Genomic DNA, 16,950 nt, shown 5'->3' with positions numbered 1-16,950 from the left:
CCCCGCCCCCGCCGGGCGCCGGGCGCCGGGGCCGGCCCCCCGGGCCGGCACCGGCGATCCGCACGGCACGCCCGCCGTGACCACTCCTTGACCTGCGACGTCGGGGCCGGCTGAGACCTCGGCCCCCGCGTCGGCCGTGCCCAGGGCACGGGTACGATCAGAAAGAAAACGAATGTTCGTCTTGACGATTCTCCACAAACACACCAGACTGCTACTAAATAAAATGATCATTCGTCTTACGGGAGACACAGCCATGAAAAACCCGATGGCAAGGGTCCTGACCTGGCGCCGGACCATCCTCATGATCGTGGGGTTGCCCATGGTGATCTCGCTGGCCGCGCTGGCATTCGCCTGGCCGGCATCACGCATCGCCCCCCGGGACCTGCCCGTGGGAATCGTGGGCACGAGCACGGCCAGCCAGAAGGCGGTCGAAAGCATGACGCGGAACGCGCCGGGCGGATTCGACTTCCACCTCTACCCCGACCAGGCGGCGGCACGTTCCGCCATCATGGACCGGGAGGTCTACGGCGCCTTCGTCATCGCTCCCGGCAGGGTCACCGTGCTGGAAGCCACGGCCGCAAGCATGCCCGTGGCGCAGCTCCTCGGGACGTCCGGCCAGCAACTCGCCGCCCACGCGCCGAAGTTGCCGACACCTGATGCTGTCGACAAGTGGCACGGGAACAAGAAGAAAAAGGACGTTCCCAAGGCGGCCAAGGTCACCGTGAAGACCGTGGACGTCGTCCCGACCTCCGCCGACGACCCCAGGGGCGTGGTCTTCAGCGCGGCACTTCTCCCCCTCACCGTCTGCGGCATCATCATCGCGGCACTGATCACCTTGTCGGCTCTCCACCTGCCGGGATGGCGCCGGGTCATCGACCTGATCGCCGTGTGCGCGGTGTGCGGCCTGGCCGCCTACCTGGTCGCCCAGGGCATCCTGGGCGCGCTGCCGCACCAGCACCTGGCCACCTACGCCGCCCTGTCCCTCACCCTGCTCGCCATCAGCGCGACCAGCGCCGGCCTCGTCAGGCTCATCGGTCATCCGGGACTGGCCCTCAGCGCCGCGCTCCTGGTCTTCGTGGGCAACCCGTTCTCCGGCAGCACGTCCGCACCGGAGCTGCTCCCCAAGGCGGTCGACGACATCGGCCAGTGGCTGCCTCCGGGCGCCGGTGCGAATCTCCTGCGCAGTACGGCCTACTTCGACGGCAATGGAGCCGGAAGCCATGTCGCCGTTCTCATCCTGTGGACCGTGCTCGGCCTGACGTCCGTCGTCTTCGCCCGCCGCACCCTCACGGTCCTCGGCGACACCGTCGAAGAGGACTCCCACGCGTCCGGGGCGCATGCCGCGGCCGCGGAGGAACCCGCCGGCGCCCTTGTCGCGGCGACGTCCGGAGCGCCCGCCGCCTCCCCGTCGGAGGCGCTGCAGGACCGTCACGCGCACCACGCACGTCACGCGCTCCACGACTGACCCGGACCACGGTCGTCGGTCCTCCCGGGACCGCGGCGGTGATGCGCAACGAGGCAGCGCAGGGGAACTCCCCTGCCCCTCGTCGCCCTCCCGAAGCGACCGGCGGCACCCCTCGGCCCGCCACACCGGCCGGCTCATCCGGATCGCACGCGATCCCCGGCGGCCCGTCAGAGCACGGGCCCCGTCCTCCACCCGGGCGGTCAGCGAGCCGGCCGCAGCACCAAAGCAAGCAAAGCAAGGAAAAACACCATGCTCACGACGGACAGGCCCGCGCAGGACGCCTCGGACCGCCCCGGGACAGAGGCCGTGTTCCTCCACGCCCGCGGCATGATGTTCGGTATCGCCTACCGGATGCTGTGCGACGTCAGTGAAGCCGAGGACGTCCTCCAAGAGGCCTGGATCCGCTGGCAGACCTGCGACCGGTCCCAGGTCGAGAACCCGGAGGCCTTCCTCACCACGACGGTGACCAGGCTCGCCATCAACGTGCTGCAGTCCGCGAGAGTCCGGCGTGAGAGATACGTCGGCATGTCACTGCCGGAACCCGTCGACACCCTGAGCGACCCCGAGGTGGGCTTTGTCAGCGGGGAGACCCTCGCCGTCGCCGTGCTCGTACTTCTCGAACGGCTGACGCCGGTGGAACGAGCCGCTTATGTGCTCCGGGAGGCCTTCGACTATCCCTACGGACGAATTGCCGGTCTCATCGGGCATTCGGAGGTCAACACCCGGCAACTGGTCAGCCGGGCCCGCAAACGCCTGGCCTCGAGGAAAAGAACCCGCGTGACCACCGAAATCCACCAGCGTTTCCTGACGGCATTCCTGGTGGCCGCCCGGACGGGGAACATGGCCGTGCTGGAGCGGGTACTCGCCCAGGACGCCGTCCCGCAGTCCGACGGCAGCGCCCTCCGCGCCCCGGAGTTCCCGTCCCTGGGCTCCCCTCGCGTGGCGTAGCGGCACCACCGCCCCACCCAAGTCACCGCCCCGGTCGCACCGGGGCGTCGCCGTGCCCGGCGGGCGAACCCGCCGGCACGGCGGGGCCGACGCTCAGTCGGTGGACGCCGCCGAGTTCGGCCACAGCGCCCGCAACGCGCCGGGAACTTCCTCCATGCTCTTGGCGTCGCCCATGGCCAACTGCAGGATGTAGCCGGGCAGAATGCACATCAGTGCGGCGGCGATCCCGTCGGGGGACGCCTCGCCCGGCATGGTGCCGCTCCTCTGGTGCTCGCGCACCACGTCCGTGAGGGCGGATCGCATCTGCGCCATCAGGTCGTCGAACTGCCTGGCCAGCGAAGGGTTCCGGAGGGCCTCGGACCACGCCAGCACGGAGAGCCCGGCGATGTTCTGCTCGGCGGTCTTGGCCTTCACGATGTCGAGGACGTCCGCCATCAGAGCACCGACGGAATGACTGGGACGCTTCTCGGCGGCACTGTGGACCATGGCGAGGACATCGCGCATGTTCTCCTCGACGATCGCCGTGATCATCTCGTTCTTACTGGCGAAATGCCGATAGACCGCGCCCGCCGACAGCCCCGATTCCGCGAACAGGTCCTGCATGGATGTCGAGTGGAATCCGTCGCGCAGGAAACAGCGGCGGGCCGCTTCCAGGATCTGCTTGCGGCGGGCGTCCATGTACTCCTGCGTGACCTTGGGCATGGATCCATCCTAAGCGAAAAAAACGAATCTTCGTGTTAACTTGCACGCTGAACTGGCACGATGCCCTGGGCAGCGCCCGGGATACCGCCCCGCCTTGTCACATTTCGCGCACTTGAGCTGTCAACAGGGCAGAACACCACTCATACGGGAGGTGGGCGACTGTGGACGTCTACGAAGCGGTCACGACCCGGCGCGCGGTACGCGGATTCACCGACCGCTGCGTCCCGAGAGAGGTGCTGGAGCGCGTGATGTCCGCCGCGGCATGGGCGCCCTCCGCATCGAACCTGCAGCCGTGGCACATCTACGTGGTCACCGGCGGCCCGCTGGCCGAGCTGAGGAAGCGCGCCGGTGAGCGCGTGGACGCGGGTGACGCCTGGGACGAACCGGAGTACGAGCAGTACCCGCCCGCCCTGAAGTCCCCGTACCGCGAACGCCGGTCCGCGTTCGGCGAGCAGCGCTACGGCGCGCTGGGCATCGCCCGCGGCGACCTCGAAGCCCGCCAGAGGGCCGCCGCGGCGAACTGGGACTTCTTCGGCGCACCCGCCGCCCTGTTCTGCTACATCGACCGGGACCTGGGGCTGGCCCAGTGGTCCGACCTCGGCATGTACCTGCAGACCGTCATGCTGCTGCTCCGCGCCGAGGGGCTGGACAGCTGCACGCAGATGGCATGGGCGAAGTACCGCAGGACCGTCGCGGAGACCCTGTCACCGCCGCAGGACCTCATCCTCTTCTGCGGCATGTCGATCGGCTTCGAGGACGCCGCGGTGGACTGCACCCGTACGGGCCGCGCGCCGCTCCACGAGACGGTCACCTTCGTCGACGACCACCGCGGCCCGTCAGGGTGAGGTGCCCACGCTGCTGACCCAGACGCGGAAGGGCGCCGGCTCCGGCTCGGTCCCCGTCGGCTCCGCGTCGCCCTCGGCCTCGTCCAGATCCGCCCAGGCGATGAGACCGGGTTCGCTGTCGGCAAGGAACTCCTCGACGACCGGACCGAGGTCGTCGCAGGGCACGTAAGCGGCGCCGAACGGCAGAGCGTCCGGAGGCAGAGACGCGGTCGAGCACCGGAGCTGCCCGGCCTGCTCGTCATGCCAGACGTAGAACGTCGCCACGCCGGAGAAGCCCAGGTCGTCACGGACGCGTCGCCGGATGGCGTGAGCGGTCCGCCCGAAGGCGGCCACCACCTCGGCGGCGGACAAGGAACGCCTGTCCTCGTCCGCCGCGCCCAGCCACCACGTGTTGGTCCGCCACTCCGTCCGCCGGTCGGCCGGCTCCAGAACCAGCGGCTCGTCCGCCACTTCGGCGATCCACGTCAACAGCACGGCAGCAGTATCCCCGCACCGGTCGGTGACGGCGCAGCCCTACGTGAGGGCGGAGCCCGCCCTCCATTCCTGCCAGGACATGTTCCAGCCGTTGAGGCCGTTGTCGGGGGCGATGGTGTGGTCGTGGGAGTGCTCGACGACGACCACGTCGCCGATCAGGGAGTGGTCGTAGAACCACGCCGCGTTCTGTCCCGCGTCCCCGCCGCCGCGGACGTCGTTGAGGCCCACGCAGCCGTGGCTCACGTTGGAGTGCCCGAAGACGGAGTCCGGGGCCCAGTAGTTGCCGTGGACGAAGGTGCCCGACGTGGACAGGCGCATCGCGTGCGGGACATCGGGGATGTCGTACTGGCCGGCGTATCCCACGGTGGCACCGTCCATGCGGGTGGAGATGAGCTTCTGCGAGATCACCATCTGCCCGTTGTAGGTGGTGCTGCCCGGCGCGCCGGAGGTGATGGGGATCGTGCGGACCGTGCGGCCGTCGCGGACGACGCGCATGGTGTGGGCGGCGGCGTCGACCGTCGAGACCTGGCTGCGGCCGACCGTGAAGCGGACCGTCCTGTCCTGGGTTCCCCAGGCGTCCGCGGCACCCTTCACCCCGTCCAGGCGCAGGCTCAGCGTGACGTGGGCGTGGGCCTTCCAGTACGTCTGCGGCCGCAGGTCCAGTCGCTGGTCGCCGAACCAGTGGCCCACGACCTCCTGGCCGCTGTCACTGGTGACGCGTATGCCGCGTTCGACGGCCTTCTTGTCGGTGACCGGCTTGTTGAAGGTCAGCGACACGGGCATGCCGACGCCGACGGTCTGGCCGTCCTCGGGGGTGAAGGTGCCGATCAGGCGGTCGTCCTTGGCGAGTGTGGTGAAGGACAGCCTGCGTGTCTGCGGCTGACCCGCGTCGTCGGAGGCGTCGACCTCCATGCGGTAGGAGGTGCCGTACGCCAGGGTGCCGTCCGGGGACCAGCGGCGGTGGTCGCCGGCCGCGGTGCCCCGCACCGGCTGTCCGTCGGCGGTGGTGAGGGTGACGGACGAGATCCGCCCTCCGGAGACCTCGACATCGCCCGCGCCGCCGACGGACGCGTGGCGTTCGCCGTCGGCGGCGCCGGTGGTGAGGCGGAAGGCGGTGGCGGCGCGCGGCACGGTCGAGGAGGCGCCGGACGGCGCCGTCCCCTGCGCGGTGGGCGCGTCGCCGGGGTGCGCACCCGCGCAGGCGGTGAGGACCGACGCGCCGGCGACGGCGAGGGCGATCACGGTGAGACGGGGAAGGGAGGACACGCTTGCTCCTGTGGACCGCGGAATGGTCATCGGGCGAGAGAGGCCGCGTCGCCCATGACGACGACGGGGTGGTCTGCGGGGTCGAGGGCCCGCAGCAACTGCCGCATGTGGGCCTTGGAGAGGCTGACGCAGGCGTGGGTGGGGCCGCCGTGGTCGACGTGGATCCATATGCCGCCGCCGCGGTTCGCGCCCATGGGCTGGGTGCCGTCCATCGGCGACGTGCCGGGCTGCCGGTTGTAGTCGATGGCGATGACGTAGTCGAAGGCGCCCGCGAGCGGTTCCCCCTCGAACCCGGCACCGCTGATGCTGAAGGCGCCCGAGCGGTGGTACGGCAGCTTGGTGCCGGGGTCGGCCAGCCGTCCGCCGGCGTCGGTGAGGCCGAACACCCCGATGGGGCTGTGCAGGTCGCCCGCGTAGTGCTCGTCGGTCCAGCCCCGGTAGCCGTTGTGCGCGGCCCACACCTCGCCGGGACGCCAGCCGCCGTCGACGCGCTGGTAGAGCACGACTCGGGAGACCGCCGACTTCTTGCCCGTTCCCGTGACGAGGACGACCTGCCGGGCTCCGGCCGGGATGCGCGCCAGGGTCCGGGGGCCGAGCCCCGGCAGCCGGGCGGGGTACTGCGGTGGCGGCGGGACCGAGGTCCGCGGCTGCGTGGTGGCGGCCGCCTGCTGCTGGACCGCGGGACCGGCGGCGTCCTGGACGACCGCTGCCTTCCCGGGGGCGGGGGCGGGGGGCTTCTCGGGTGCGTGCTGGTAGGCGGCGACTCCGAGCGAGGAGACGACGACCGCGGCGGTCGTGGATATGTAGGGCCGGTGGAAGCGCATCGGTGCGGGCTTTCTGGGGAGGAGGGCACGGGGACATGGCCCCGCGGCGGGGCTCGCGGGCCCGAAGGACCCGCGGGGGTCCGGGAGCGGTGCGGCGGGCCCGGCGTCGCCAGCCACGTCGTGGGGGCGGTCCTGGGCCGCGGAGGCGGTTGCACACCCCTTCAACCAGCCGGACTCCAGTTCGGGTTGCCTGCCCGGACGGGGTCCCCATCGCGCCCGTGGGACGGTCCGCGGCACGCGCTCGCGTCAACAGGCAGAACTACCTGTTCCCCGTGCGGCCGAATACCTGATTCGGCGCGCGGGAGGGAGGTATCCCTTTCTCCGCGCCCGTACGAGGTGTAGGTGTATGGCGTGAGATGTCGCGGACACCCCCCGAGGGGAATCCACGCGACTCATCTCCCGCGTTCTCCATGTGCGGCACCCGCACACATTTCGCCACGCCCGAAGGTCGACGAAAAAATGCAGACGAACGACAACCTGAAAGACGTGCTCGACGAATTCGCGGACACGATCGAAGGTCCGGTGTTCACGCCCGATTCCGCCGGGTACGAGAAGGAGATCAGTGTCTTCAATCTCTCGGTCACGCACCACCCCGCCGTGGTGGTCGGCGCGACCTGTCCCGCGGACGTCGCGCAGGCCGTCCTCATGGCACGCCGGGCCGGCCTCGGCGTGGCGGTGCTGCGCACCGGGCACGGCCCCACGCTGCCTGCCGGGCAGGACACGCTGGTCGTCAACACCTCCCGGATGTCCGGCATCGCGATCGACGCCGCCGCTCGGACCGCGTGCGTCGAGGCGGGAGTCCTCTCCGGGGATCTGGCGGAGGCGGCGGCGGAGTACGGTCTGGCGGCGCTGGTCGGATCGTCACCGGGGGTCGGCATCGTCGGCTACACCCTGAGCGGTGGCGCCAGTCTGACCCTGGGCCGGATGCACGGATGGGCCTGCGACCACGTGCTCTCCATGGGCGTCGTCACGGCGGACGGCGAACTCCACCAGGTTTCCGGCAGCCATGAACCCGAGCTCTTCGGCGCCCTTCTGGGCGGAAAGAGCAATTTCGGCGTCGTGACGTCCATGACCATGTCCCTGTTCCCGGTCACGCGTTTGTACGCGGGCTCCCTCTTCTTCTCCGGCGCCGATGCCCGCGCGGTTCTCGAAGCGTACCGGGAGCTCACCGGAAACGCTCCGGACGAGCTCACCTCCGCACTCGCGATTTTCAATTTTCCCCCCTTGCCGAACATCCCTGAATTCATGCACGGCATGACGGTGTCGGTCAGGCTCTCCTATCTGGGGGATCCCGCTGCCGCCGACGTCCTGCTCGCGCCGCTGCGCGCCGCGGCCCCGGTCCTCGCCGACACGGTGGGCCAGATCGGTCCGGAGGACTTCGCCTCGATCAGCAACGACCCCGTGGAGCCTGCCGCCGCCGTCGAGCACTTCGCGCTGCTGCGGCACTTCGAGCCCGCCACGATCGATTCCCTGCTCGAAGTCGTCGGCATCGACAGCGGCACCTCGGTCAACATCGTCGACATCCGCCACCTGGGAGGCGCCTTCGCGAACCCGCCCCGGACGAGGAACGCGGTCGGGGCGCGGGACACGGAGTTCGCGATGTTCGCGCTGACGGTCGTCCCTCCGGGCCTGCCGGTGGAGTCGTACGCGAACGCCGGGATGGAGGTGCTCGAACGCCTCGCCCCCTGGCTCAGGCCGGGCAAGCACCCGAGTTTCCTGTCCCCCGCGGACACCGTGGAGGGCGGCCCGGCGCGGGCCTACGACGCGGCCACGCTGCACTGGCTCCGCGGGCTGAAGGCCCAGTACGACCCCGGGAACACTTTCCGCACCAACCACAACATCACCCCGGCCGGCTGACGGCCGGGCGCCGCCTCGGCGCGTGCGCGCGCCCGGGCAGGTCTCGGCGCCGGGAGGGCTTCCGCCAGGACGCCGCGCGAGTCGCGAGGAACCGCTGCCCGGCCCGATGCGCGGCCCGGGCAGCGGTGCGGGTTCAGAACACCGGTCCTCGGACCTTCGCCCTTCCGTCTACCAGACGGCAGTACAAGCTCGGATGGACGACACCACGCGACCTGTCGACGCTCATGCGACGGGTGCGGGGCTGTGAGCTCCGGTGACGCCGCGGGTGAGTGCCTGTTCCGCCTGTGCGAGTCCGCGGATCGCCTGGGTGAGTCGGTCCGGTGGAAGCACGTACGGCAGCCGGATGTTGCGTTCGAAGGCGCCTCCGATCCCGAAGCGCGGGCCGGCCGCGATGTTCACTCCGTAGTCGGGGGCGATCGCGGCGAGCCGGGAGCTGATGGGGCGGGGGAAGGTCGCCCACAGCGTCAGACCGCCCGCTGGTCGCGGGGCATGGAGGCCGGGCAGGTGCTCGGTGAGCGCTTGGCGCAGTGCGTCGCGTTGCGTCCGCAGTTGCTCGAGCGTGCCGGGCCGCCGGGTCCGGCCCTCATTCAGGAGAACGGCTGTGGCGAGCTGCTCGACGAGGGGGGTGCCCAGATCCGTGGCGTAACGGGTCTGCTGAACCCGTTCCAGCAGAGAGGGAGTTGCGCGGATCCAGCCGATGCGCAGGCCGCCCCAGATGCTCTTGGAGACCGAGCCGATGCTGATGGCGGTCGGCATGTGGATCGCGAAGGGCTCCGGGCTCGCGCCGTCCAGGGCCAGGTCGGTCATGGTTTCGTCGATGACCGTGGGACACGCGAGTCCGAGGCTCCGGCGGACGCTCGTGGGCATGCACAGCCCTGTCGGATTGTGGAAGTCGGGGATCAGGTAGGCGAGCTTCGCGCTTCGGCCCGCCGCGTGGAGTTGCGCGGTGTCCCAGCCCGAAGCGGACACGGCGACGGGTAGGAGACGAGCCCGCACCTGGGTGAAGGTGCTGATCGCGTGCGGGTAGGTCGGATGGTCGATCAGCACATGGTCCCGTGGTGACAGGAGCGTTCGCGAAAGAAGGGCCAGCGCGTGCTGCGCCCCGTTGGTGATCAGGATGTGGTCGGGCGCCGTGGGCAGTCCCCGCCGTTCGTACCAGTGAGCCACCGCCTCGCGCAGCTCCGCGGTGCCGTTCCGGTCGTAGCCGTGCCGCTCGAAGTGCCGCGGCAACTGTTCAAGAGCGGCCGCGAAGGCGGCGTGCAGGACTTCGCCGGGCGCGGCGGGCGCGGCGAAGGACAAGTCGATGATCGCCGGGTCCGTGCCGGCCCGGCGCTCGGGTGGCATGTCATGAGGCAGCCGCACCGCCGCCCTGGCCCGCGCCCGTGTGGCGAGGTATCCGTGCTCGACCAGAGTGCGGTACGCGGTGCCGACGGTGGTTCTGCTGGTGGACAAAGCGGTGGCCAGGTCACGCTCACTGGGCAGGACCGAGCCGAGGGGGAGACGGCCGTCCAGCACCAGCAGCCTCAGCCGGTCGGACAGGCGCTGATGCGCCGGCCCGGGCCCTTCCTGCCAGGGGCCCAGCATGCCTGCCACCACGTGCGAAGAGACTTTCACCCAACCAGCCTAACCAATCTGGCTATGGAATCCAGGTCCAGATGAGTCGCAGGCTTGCCCCATGGCACCTCCCGCTTCCCTTGCACACACCCCCGCACGGTCCCGTCACGACCAGCCCAATACGACCCATATGAACGCACTTGCCCAACTCCGCGCCGGCCGAAAGGCGCGTCGCATCCCTCAACTTCTGGTCGGCCTGGTGGGATACGGGGTCGCCGTGATGACGCTCGTCCAGTCCGGGCTGGGTGCGGCCAGCTGGAACGTGCTCACGGAGGGCGCCGCCCAGGCTCTGGGCATCTCGTTCGGCTGGACGACCAACCTGATCTCCCTGCTGGTGCTCCTCGCATGGATTCCCCTGCGAGAGCTGCCCGGCCTCGGCACGCTCCTCAACGTGGCCATCGTGGGATTCGCCGCAGATGCCACCGCCACCGTGCTCCCCCACCCCCGGGGGACACTCGCCGAGATGGGCTACCTGATGGTCGGCCTCGTCGCACTGGCCTTCTTCGACGCGCTCTACCTCGGCGCACAGTTCGGATCGGGCCCCCGTGACGGCATCATGACCGGACTTGTCCGGCGCACCCGCCTGCCCATCGCGGCCGTACGCACCGGCATCGAGGTCACCGTCGCCGGCGCCGGCTGGCTTCTGGGCGGAACCGTCGGCGTCGGAACCGTGCTCATCGCACTGTGCATGGGGCCCCTGGTCGGCTACTTCCTGCCGCGCGTGGCGGTTCGTCTCCCCGCCATTGCCGCAGACGAAGGACACAGCCGCTGAACGCGAAGACCGTCATCGGCGGATGCGGCGACAAGAGGCGCCGGCCGCGTTCAACCCGCAAGCAGCAGCCACCGCCAAGGCCGACGGACACCATCCGGTCGATGGCACCGGCCGTTTCCACGCCGACTCGGCACGGGGCAGCGGCGACCGCGCGAACTCCCCCTCGGCGGAACTCTGTCCACCAGGCAGGATCGTTCGGGGCAAGCCCTAGCGGTGGCCGGCCATCCAGGCCGCGACCTGCACCCGCGAACTCATGTTGAGTTTCGCCAGGATGCGCTGCACGTGGCCGTGCACGGTCCGCTCGGAGATGACCAGCCGGCGGGCGATCGACCGGTTCGTGAGACCGCGGCCGATGAGGACGGCGACCTCCCGCTCCCTGTCGCTCAGCGGGCTGCCGGAGGGCGCCGCGGCCGGGGGGCACGGCGGCGGCGTGGGCTCCAGCAGCCCCCGCACGTCGCCCGAGGCGGCGAGTTCCGCGCCCGTGCGGTACGCCACGGCGAAGGCGCTCTTCCCCAGGGCGTCCCGGAGGTTCCGGTCGCAGTGCCCGTGGTGGACCAGCAGCGCGGGGAAGAAGGTCGGCGGGCTGTCCGTGCGGTGGCTGAGCGTGTCGGCGGCCCCGAGGAGGGCGGCGGCGCGCCGCGCGTCGCCCTCCCCGTCGGCGATCCAGGCGAGGACCTCCAGGCAGGCCGCGGTCAGCAGCGGATGGCCGATGTCGTCGGCCATCCGCAGGCTCTCCCGCAGCCGGGCCGCGGCGTCCCCGGCGTGCCCGCCGCGCCACAGCGAGAGGCCGGTGCCCCACAGCAGGTAGGACCGGAACACCGACTCGCCGCGTGCGGTGGTGAAGGCCAGCGCCTCCTCGAAGCGCCGCCGCGCCGACTCCCCGTCGGACCGCAGTTCGTGGGTGAGGGCGAGCATCGTGAGGGCGGACAGGTGCAGCAACTCGCAGGTGTCCGGCGCGTCGAGTGCGGCGACGGCGTCCTCCAAATGCGCCTGGGCCCGGGCGAAGTCGTCGCGGAAGAGCGCGGCGGTGCCCTCGGACAGGGCGGTGATCCCGTGCACCGACGGGTCCGTCGAGGCCGCGTCGATCGCGCGCGCCCTGGTCAACAGGGCGTCCATGGCGGCACGGTCGCCCTGAGGGGCCGTCAGCGCGCAGTCGGCGTAGACGATGCCCGCCAGGGCGGCACCGTCCGCTTCCGCCTCCTGGCCGAGCAGCCGGTCCAGCCAGCGGCGTCCCTCACGGAACAGGCCCCGGGCGTTCCAGTACGGGAAGAGGTCGCCCGCCGTCCGCAGGCCGGCCCGGGGGTCCCGGAGCACCTGGCGGTCCAGGACGTCGCGGAAGTTGGGCATCTCGCGGTCGACGCGGGCGATCCACTCCAGCTGGCGCGGCCCGACGAACTCCGCGCGGGCGCGCGCGGCGAGACCGGTGTACCAGTGGCACAGGCGGTCGATCGCCTCGTCGGCGCATCCCGCCTCCCGTGCCTTCGACCGGCCGTACTCGCGCAGTGTCTCCAGCATCCGGAAGCGCACCGCCGCGCCGTCGGTCTCCTCCCGTACCAGCACGGACTTCTCGTGCAGTGAGGTCATGACGTCGAGCACATGGTCGGACCCGCAGACGGCGGTGGCGGCCGTCATGTCGATGCTCCCGGCGAAGAACGCCAGACATGACCAGACCCGTCGCTCGGCGGGGCTGCAGAGTTCGTGGCTCCAGTCCACGGACAGCCGCAACGTCTGCTGGCGGGTCGGGATCCCGCGGCCGCCGCGGGTCAGCAGCGCGAACCGGTCGCTCAGCCGGTCCAGGATCTGGGCGGGCGACAGGGTGCGCAGGCGCGCGGCCGCGAGCTCGATGGCGAGCGGCAGACCGTCCAGCCGCCGGCAGATCGCCGCCACGACGCCGACCGTGTCCGCGGTGAGCGCGAACCCGGGGGCGGCGTCCGCCGCCCGCTCGGCGAAGAGGGTGACGGCGTCCGACTCCCCGGGCCGGGCGGAGGCGTCGTCGCCGGGAAGCGTCAGCGGGGGAACCCGCAGGACCGTCTCGCCCCCGATCCGCAGTTCCTCGCGGCTGGTGCACACCAGGTGCACCGGCGGGCAGGAGCGGAGCAGGCGCCCGCACAGGGCCGCGACCCCGTCGACGATCTGCTCGCAGTTGTCGAGGACCAGCAGGCGGCAGTTGTCGGTGAGGAAGTCCACGAGCGCGTCCTCAGTGGACCTCCCGGCCGGCGTTCGGACGCCGAGGGTTGCGGCGACGACGTCGGCGAGGAGCGCCGGGTCGGACAGCTCCCCAAGGTCGACCAGCCACACCCCGCCGGGGAAGCTCCGGCGGGCCCGATCCGCGGCGCGCAGCGCCAGCCGGGTCTTCCCGACCCCGCCGGGTCCGGTCAGGGTCACCAGGCGGGCGCCGCGAAGCGCTCTTACCGTCTCGGTCAGCTCGTTGCGCCGGCCCACGAAGCTCGTCACCTCGGTGGGCAGGTTGCCCTCGGCTCCGGGGCGCCCCGGCTGCCTCCCGGTGGGACGGCGGCCCTCACGCGTGGTGCGCCCGGCGTCGTCGCCGGCCATACCTGCCATTCAACCACCACGGCCTCGGCGGGTGTCCCCGGCGACGACGCCGCGGATGCGCGCCGGTACACGGTGTGACCGCCGCATCGGGGGGTCAGGCGCGGGGGGGCGGGGAGCCAGACGCGCATGGTGGCCGGGCCCCGGTTGCCCCAGCGGTGGTAGGGCACCAGCCGGACCCGCGTCCGCTCCCCCGGCGCCTCCGGCGGCTCGCCGTACGGCCAGCCCCGGTGCCCGGGCCGCACCGTGGTCGCCGGGACCTCCAGCTCGACCAGCCCTGCTTCCTCGTGCTCGACAAGGGAGCCCGCCGTGTCCACCTGGACGAGTTGCTCCCCGGGGTTCTCCGCGCAGTAGACGATCGGCCCGCGTTCGACCGCGACGCAGCCGCGCACCGCGTCGATGCGGGGGTCCGGCCAGACCCAGCGCGGGCGCAGCGGCAGTTCGAGCCGGAAGCGGTCGCCGGGCCGCCAGGTCTTCTCGATGTGGACCTGGGCGCCGTCGCGCTTGACCGCGGCGTTACCGGCCGCGACCTCGGCCCCGGAGGCCCAGGGCGGCAGGCGGAGGGAGACCGTGCGCGGGTCCGGAGGGGCGGCGAGTACCTCCACCTCGGCCCCGCCCGACACCGGGTAGCCGGTCTCCACCCGCAGGGCGAGGCCGTCGTGCCGGATCTCGGAGGGGGTCAGGTGGTGGATCTGCACACCGCCGCCGGTCGCGGTGGCGAGGTAGGCGGGCAGCGAGGCGAGGGTGCGGGCGAGGTTGTTGGGGCAGCACGACACGGAGAACCAGGGGGCGCGCAGCCTGGTCCCCGCCCGCGGGCTGACGCCGTCGGAGGGCTCGCCGGGGACGCGGACCTGGAGGGGGTTGGCGTAGTAGAACGAACGCCCGTCCAGGGCCGGTGAGGTGGCGATGACGTTGTAGAGGGTGCGTTCGGCGAGGTCCGCGTAGCGGGAGTCGCCCGTGGCCAGCAGGAGCCGGTGGCACAGCATGAACGACCCGACCGCGGCACACGTCTCGGAGTAGGCCCGGTCGGGCGGCAGTTCGTAGTCGTCGCCGAACGACTCCCCCGCGTGGCGGGACCCCATGCCGCCGGTGAGGTGGACGCGCCGCTCGACGGTACGTTCCCACTGCTCCCGCACCGCGGTCAGCAGGGACGCGTCCCCGGTCTCGACGGCGACGTCGACCGTGCCGCACGCGAGGTACATCGCCCGCACCGCGTGGCCCCGGAACACCTTCGCGTCCCGTACCGGCACATCGTCCTGGAAGTAGGCGCGGCCCAGCTCGATGTCGGCGAGCGCGGGGGTGCCGCGCCTCTCGACGAAGCGCCGGGCCATCTCCAGATAGCGATCGGCCCCGGTGGCCCGGTAGAGCTCGACCAGCGCCATCTCGATCTCGGGGTGGCCGCAGACCTCCGGCGACTCCATGAAGCGCCGGCAGATGTGGTCGGCCGCCCGGCGGGCGGCCTCGGTGAGCGGGCCCGGCCCGGTCCGGCGCAGGCGGGCGACGCCCGCCTGGATGAGGTGGCCGAAGCAGTAGAGCTCGTGGCCCCACTCGAAGTCGCGGTAACGGTCGCCGCTCCAGCGGGTGTTGAGATAGCCGTCGGCCTCCTGGGCCCGGGCGACCACCGATTCCAGCGCCTCGAACCGCGGGTCGTCCGCCCAGGCCATGGCCTCCAGCAGTTTGTAGACCTCCGAGTCGGCGAACTCCCTGCCGCGGGCCGGCTCGCCGCGGAAGTTGCCGATCCACCCGCTCCTGTCCATCCATTCGAGGCAGTGCCCGATGATCACGTCCTGGTTGAGGGTCTGCCGGTCGCCCCAGAAGCCCGGGGCCAGCCGGACGGTGTCCAGCCCCAGCGGGGTCAGTACGCCTGCGGACGGAACGACGGGGTCAGCCACGTAGTGCTCCTGTCATGAATCCGCGCACGTAGAAGCGCTGGAGGGCGAGGAAGAGGATCAGGCAGGGGACGGCCATGAACATCACGCCCGCCTGCATGACCGGGTAGTCCACGGCGCCGAAGTTGTGCACCCGCATGTTGACCACCGCGACGGGGAGCGGCAGTTTGTCGCCCGAGCTGATCAGGATCAGCGGGGCGACGTAGTCGTTCCAGGAGGCGAGGAAGGCGAACAGACCAACCGTCACCAGGCCCGGGGCCACCAGCGGCAGCAGCACCCTGACCAGGGTGCGGAGGCTTCCGCAGCCGTCGACCCTCGCGGCGTCGTCGAGGGTGCGCGGCACGGCCTCGAAGGCGTTGCGCATCATGAACACCGCGAACGGCAACTGGAACATGACCATCACCAGCGCCAGGCCGACGAGCGAGTCCTGCAGGCCCAGTTCGCCGAGGAGCACGTACAGCGGGATGAGGATCGTCGGGTAGGGCACCATCAGGATGGCGAGGACGAGCGCGAACAGCAGTCCGCGGCCGGGGAAGGCGAAGCGCGAGAAGGCGTAGCCGGCGAGGGTGGCGACGAGGAGCGTTCCGGCGACGGTGAGCGCCACGAGCACCACGGTGTTGGTCAGATAGGTGCCCACGCCCTCGCCGTACGTGGCCAGCTTCCGGTAGTTGGCGAAGGTGAAGGAGTCGCCGGCCCGTACCGACGACCACGCGCTCCATCCGATCGGGTAGACGAACACCACGGCGAGCGCCGCGAGGGCGAGACGTCTCACAGGCTCCTCCTTCTGATGGAGACGAGCTGCACGGCGTTGAGGACGACCAGCGCGATCAGCACGAGTACCGACATCGCGGCGGCCGAGCCCAGGTCGAACCGGACGAACGCCTCACGGACGATGACCATGACGACCGAGGTCGTGCTGTTGCCGGGCCCGCCCCTGGTGAGGATGTAGAACTGCTCGAAGCCGAGCAGCGAGCCGGTGACCATCAGGCAGAGCACCAGGGCGATGGTGGGCCGCATCAGCGGCAGCGTGATCCGCCGGAACGCCTGCACCGCCGAGGCGCCGTCCACCCGTGCCGCCTCGTAGAGTTCGGTCGGGATGGACTGCAGGCCGGTGAGCAGGATGACCATGTTGAACCCGGCCCACCGCCAGATCACCAGGGTCACCGTCGACCCGAACGCGACGTTCGGGTCGCCCGCGGTCCAGGACACCGGCTCGTCGATGAGGCCGATCGCCTCGAGCATCCCGTTCAGGGGGCCGATCTGCTCGCTCAGCAGGCCGAAGAAGAGCAGCGTCGCGGTGGCCCAGCCGACGGCGGCCGGCAGGAAGAACGCGCCCCGGAACAGGCCGGTCCCCCGCCCTCCGTTCTGGATCATCAGGGCCAGGGCGAAGGAGACGGCGAAGAGCAGGACGGTGACGATCGCGGTGTACTTCAGGGTGAACACCACCGCGTCCACCACGAGGGAGTTGTCCGCGATGTGCTGGTAGTTGTCGGGTGCGTTGAAGGACGGGGACGCCAGCAGCGGCCACTTGTTGAGGGACATCCAGACGACGAGGCCGAGCGGCACCAGGAAGAACAGGCCGACCACGACGGCGGCGGGAGCCGCGTAGGCGAGCCCGGTCAGGCCCTCGGAACGCCGCCGCCGGCGGGCACGAGCGGCCGTACCGCGCGCGGCCGTGCGGGGTACTGCTGAATCCGTCATGTTCTCTCCAGCTGCGGTCCGGCACACCGCCGGTGTGCCGGAC

The 16,950-nt window shown here is 71.2% G+C and carries 13 protein-coding genes and 1 pseudogene; 5 read left to right on the top strand and 9 right to left on the bottom strand.

Annotated features, from left to right (window positions below; translation table 11 throughout):
• Window positions 1–265 precede the first annotated feature (265 nt).
• Complete coding sequence (locus ABZ883_RS12720; protein WP_360905607.1) at window positions 266–1,465, top strand: ABC transporter permease; 1,200 nt, start codon at window positions 266–268, stop codon at window positions 1,463–1,465.
• Window positions 1,466–1,792: 327 nt separating this feature from the next.
• Window positions 1,793–2,371 (top strand): annotated as a pseudogene (locus tag ABZ883_RS12715) (sigma factor-like helix-turn-helix DNA-binding protein); the annotation flags it as partial.
• 135 nt (window positions 2,372–2,506) lie between these two features.
• On the opposite strand, the gene ABZ883_RS12710 reads toward ABZ883_RS12715, so the two are convergent.
• The gene (locus ABZ883_RS12710) at window positions 2,507–3,115 is read right to left on the bottom strand and encodes a TetR/AcrR family transcriptional regulator (protein WP_360905606.1); all 609 of its coding nucleotides are present in this window, start codon (window positions 3,113–3,115) and stop codon (window positions 2,507–2,509) included.
• A gap of 161 nt (window positions 3,116–3,276) precedes the next feature.
• Here ABZ883_RS12710 and ABZ883_RS12705 point away from each other — a divergent pair, with 161 nt between their 5' ends.
• Window positions 3,277–3,960, top strand: coding sequence for a nitroreductase (locus ABZ883_RS12705; RefSeq protein ID WP_360905605.1), 684 nt, complete (start codon window positions 3,277–3,279; stop codon window positions 3,958–3,960).
• Here ABZ883_RS12705 and ABZ883_RS12700 read toward each other — a convergent pair.
• Genes ABZ883_RS12700 through ABZ883_RS12690 form a run of 3 tightly spaced genes read right to left on the bottom strand, consistent with a single transcriptional unit; the run spans window position 3,952 to window position 6,524 of the window.
• Window positions 3,952–4,434: a hypothetical protein gene (locus ABZ883_RS12700; protein WP_360905604.1), complete on the bottom strand. Its 483-nt coding sequence runs from the start codon at window positions 4,432–4,434 to the stop codon at window positions 3,952–3,954. The genes ABZ883_RS12705 and ABZ883_RS12700 overlap by 9 nt on opposite strands.
• A gap of 39 nt (window positions 4,435–4,473) precedes the next feature.
• Complete coding sequence (locus tag ABZ883_RS12695) at window positions 4,474–5,700, bottom strand: Ig-like domain-containing protein (protein ID WP_360905603.1); 1,227 nt, start codon at window positions 5,698–5,700, stop codon at window positions 4,474–4,476.
• A gap of 26 nt (window positions 5,701–5,726) precedes the next feature.
• On the bottom strand, window positions 5,727–6,524 hold the full coding sequence (locus ABZ883_RS12690; RefSeq protein WP_360905602.1) for a L,D-transpeptidase family protein: 798 nt from the start codon (window positions 6,522–6,524) through the stop codon (window positions 5,727–5,729).
• Window positions 6,525–6,983: 459 nt separating this feature from the next.
• On the opposite strand from ABZ883_RS12690, the gene ABZ883_RS12685 reads away from it, so the two are divergent.
• Entirely contained in the window at window positions 6,984–8,381 is a 1,398-nt protein-coding gene (locus tag ABZ883_RS12685) for an FAD-dependent oxidoreductase (RefSeq protein WP_360905601.1), read from the top strand.
• Window positions 8,382–8,603: 222 nt separating this feature from the next.
• Here ABZ883_RS12685 and ABZ883_RS12680 read toward each other — a convergent pair whose 3' ends face one another.
• Window positions 8,604–9,995 carry a PLP-dependent aminotransferase family protein gene (locus tag ABZ883_RS12680; RefSeq protein WP_360905600.1) on the bottom strand — a complete coding sequence of 464 codons (1,392 nt, stop codon included), beginning with the start codon at window positions 9,993–9,995 and terminating at the stop codon, window positions 8,604–8,606.
• Window positions 9,996–10,125: 130 nt separating this feature from the next.
• Between ABZ883_RS12680 and ABZ883_RS12675 the strand changes: the two genes are divergently transcribed.
• Window positions 10,126–10,767: a hypothetical protein gene (locus tag ABZ883_RS12675; protein ID WP_360905599.1), complete on the top strand. Its 642-nt coding sequence runs from the start codon at window positions 10,126–10,128 to the stop codon at window positions 10,765–10,767.
• Window positions 10,768–10,974: 207 nt separating this feature from the next.
• Here ABZ883_RS12675 and ABZ883_RS12670 read toward each other — a convergent pair whose 3' ends face one another.
• Genes ABZ883_RS12670 through ABZ883_RS12655 form a run of 4 tightly spaced genes read right to left on the bottom strand, consistent with a single transcriptional unit; the run spans window position 10,975 to window position 16,907 of the window.
• A complete protein-coding gene (locus tag ABZ883_RS12670; RefSeq protein ID WP_360905598.1) occupies window positions 10,975–13,320 on the bottom strand; it encodes a LuxR C-terminal-related transcriptional regulator in 2,346 nt (781 codons plus the stop codon).
• Window positions 13,218–15,209 (bottom strand): beta-L-arabinofuranosidase domain-containing protein, encoded by a 1,992-nt coding sequence (locus ABZ883_RS12665; RefSeq protein WP_360905597.1) that lies wholly within the window; start codon window positions 15,207–15,209, stop codon window positions 13,218–13,220. Before ABZ883_RS12665 ends, ABZ883_RS12670 begins: the two co-directional genes overlap by 103 nt.
• Window positions 15,202–15,978: a carbohydrate ABC transporter permease gene (locus ABZ883_RS12660; RefSeq protein WP_360905596.1), complete on the bottom strand. Its 777-nt coding sequence runs from the start codon at window positions 15,976–15,978 to the stop codon at window positions 15,202–15,204. The genes ABZ883_RS12665 and ABZ883_RS12660 overlap by 8 nt, the downstream gene beginning before the upstream one ends.
• On the bottom strand, window positions 15,975–16,907 hold the full coding sequence (locus ABZ883_RS12655; protein ID WP_360905595.1) for a sugar ABC transporter permease: 933 nt from the start codon (window positions 16,905–16,907) through the stop codon (window positions 15,975–15,977). Before ABZ883_RS12655 ends, ABZ883_RS12660 begins: the two co-directional genes overlap by 4 nt.
• Between the last annotated feature and the right edge of the window lie 43 nt (window positions 16,908–16,950).

It is taken from the genome of Streptomyces sp. NPDC046977, from assembly GCF_040644455.1.
Lineage (GTDB): Bacteria > Actinomycetota > Actinomycetes > Streptomycetales > Streptomycetaceae > Actinacidiphila.
Note: the sequence above shows the minus strand (reverse complement) of the source record. Positions and strands in the feature narration are given on the sequence as shown.

Excerpts from the sequence above, each read along its gene's own strand:
- ABZ883_RS12710 (WP_360905606.1), bottom strand. The coding sequence starts at position 3,115 with ATGCCCAAGGTCACGCAGGAGTACATGGACGCCCGCCGCAAGCAGATC.
- ABZ883_RS12655 (WP_360905595.1), bottom strand. The coding sequence starts at position 16,907 with ATGACGGATTCAGCAGTACCCCGCACGGCCGCGCGCGGTACGGCCGCT.
- ABZ883_RS12690 (WP_360905602.1), bottom strand. The coding sequence starts at position 6,524 with ATGCGCTTCCACCGGCCCTACATATCCACGACCGCCGCGGTCGTCGTC.
- ABZ883_RS12675 (WP_360905599.1), top strand. The coding sequence starts at position 10,126 with ATGAACGCACTTGCCCAACTCCGCGCCGGCCGAAAGGCGCGTCGCATC.
- ABZ883_RS12670 (WP_360905598.1), bottom strand. The coding sequence starts at position 13,320 with ATGGCCGGCGACGACGCCGGGCGCACCACGCGTGAGGGCCGCCGTCCC.
- ABZ883_RS12720 (WP_360905607.1), top strand. The coding sequence starts at position 266 with ATGGCAAGGGTCCTGACCTGGCGCCGGACCATCCTCATGATCGTGGGG.
- ABZ883_RS12685 (WP_360905601.1), top strand. The coding sequence starts at position 6,984 with ATGCAGACGAACGACAACCTGAAAGACGTGCTCGACGAATTCGCGGAC.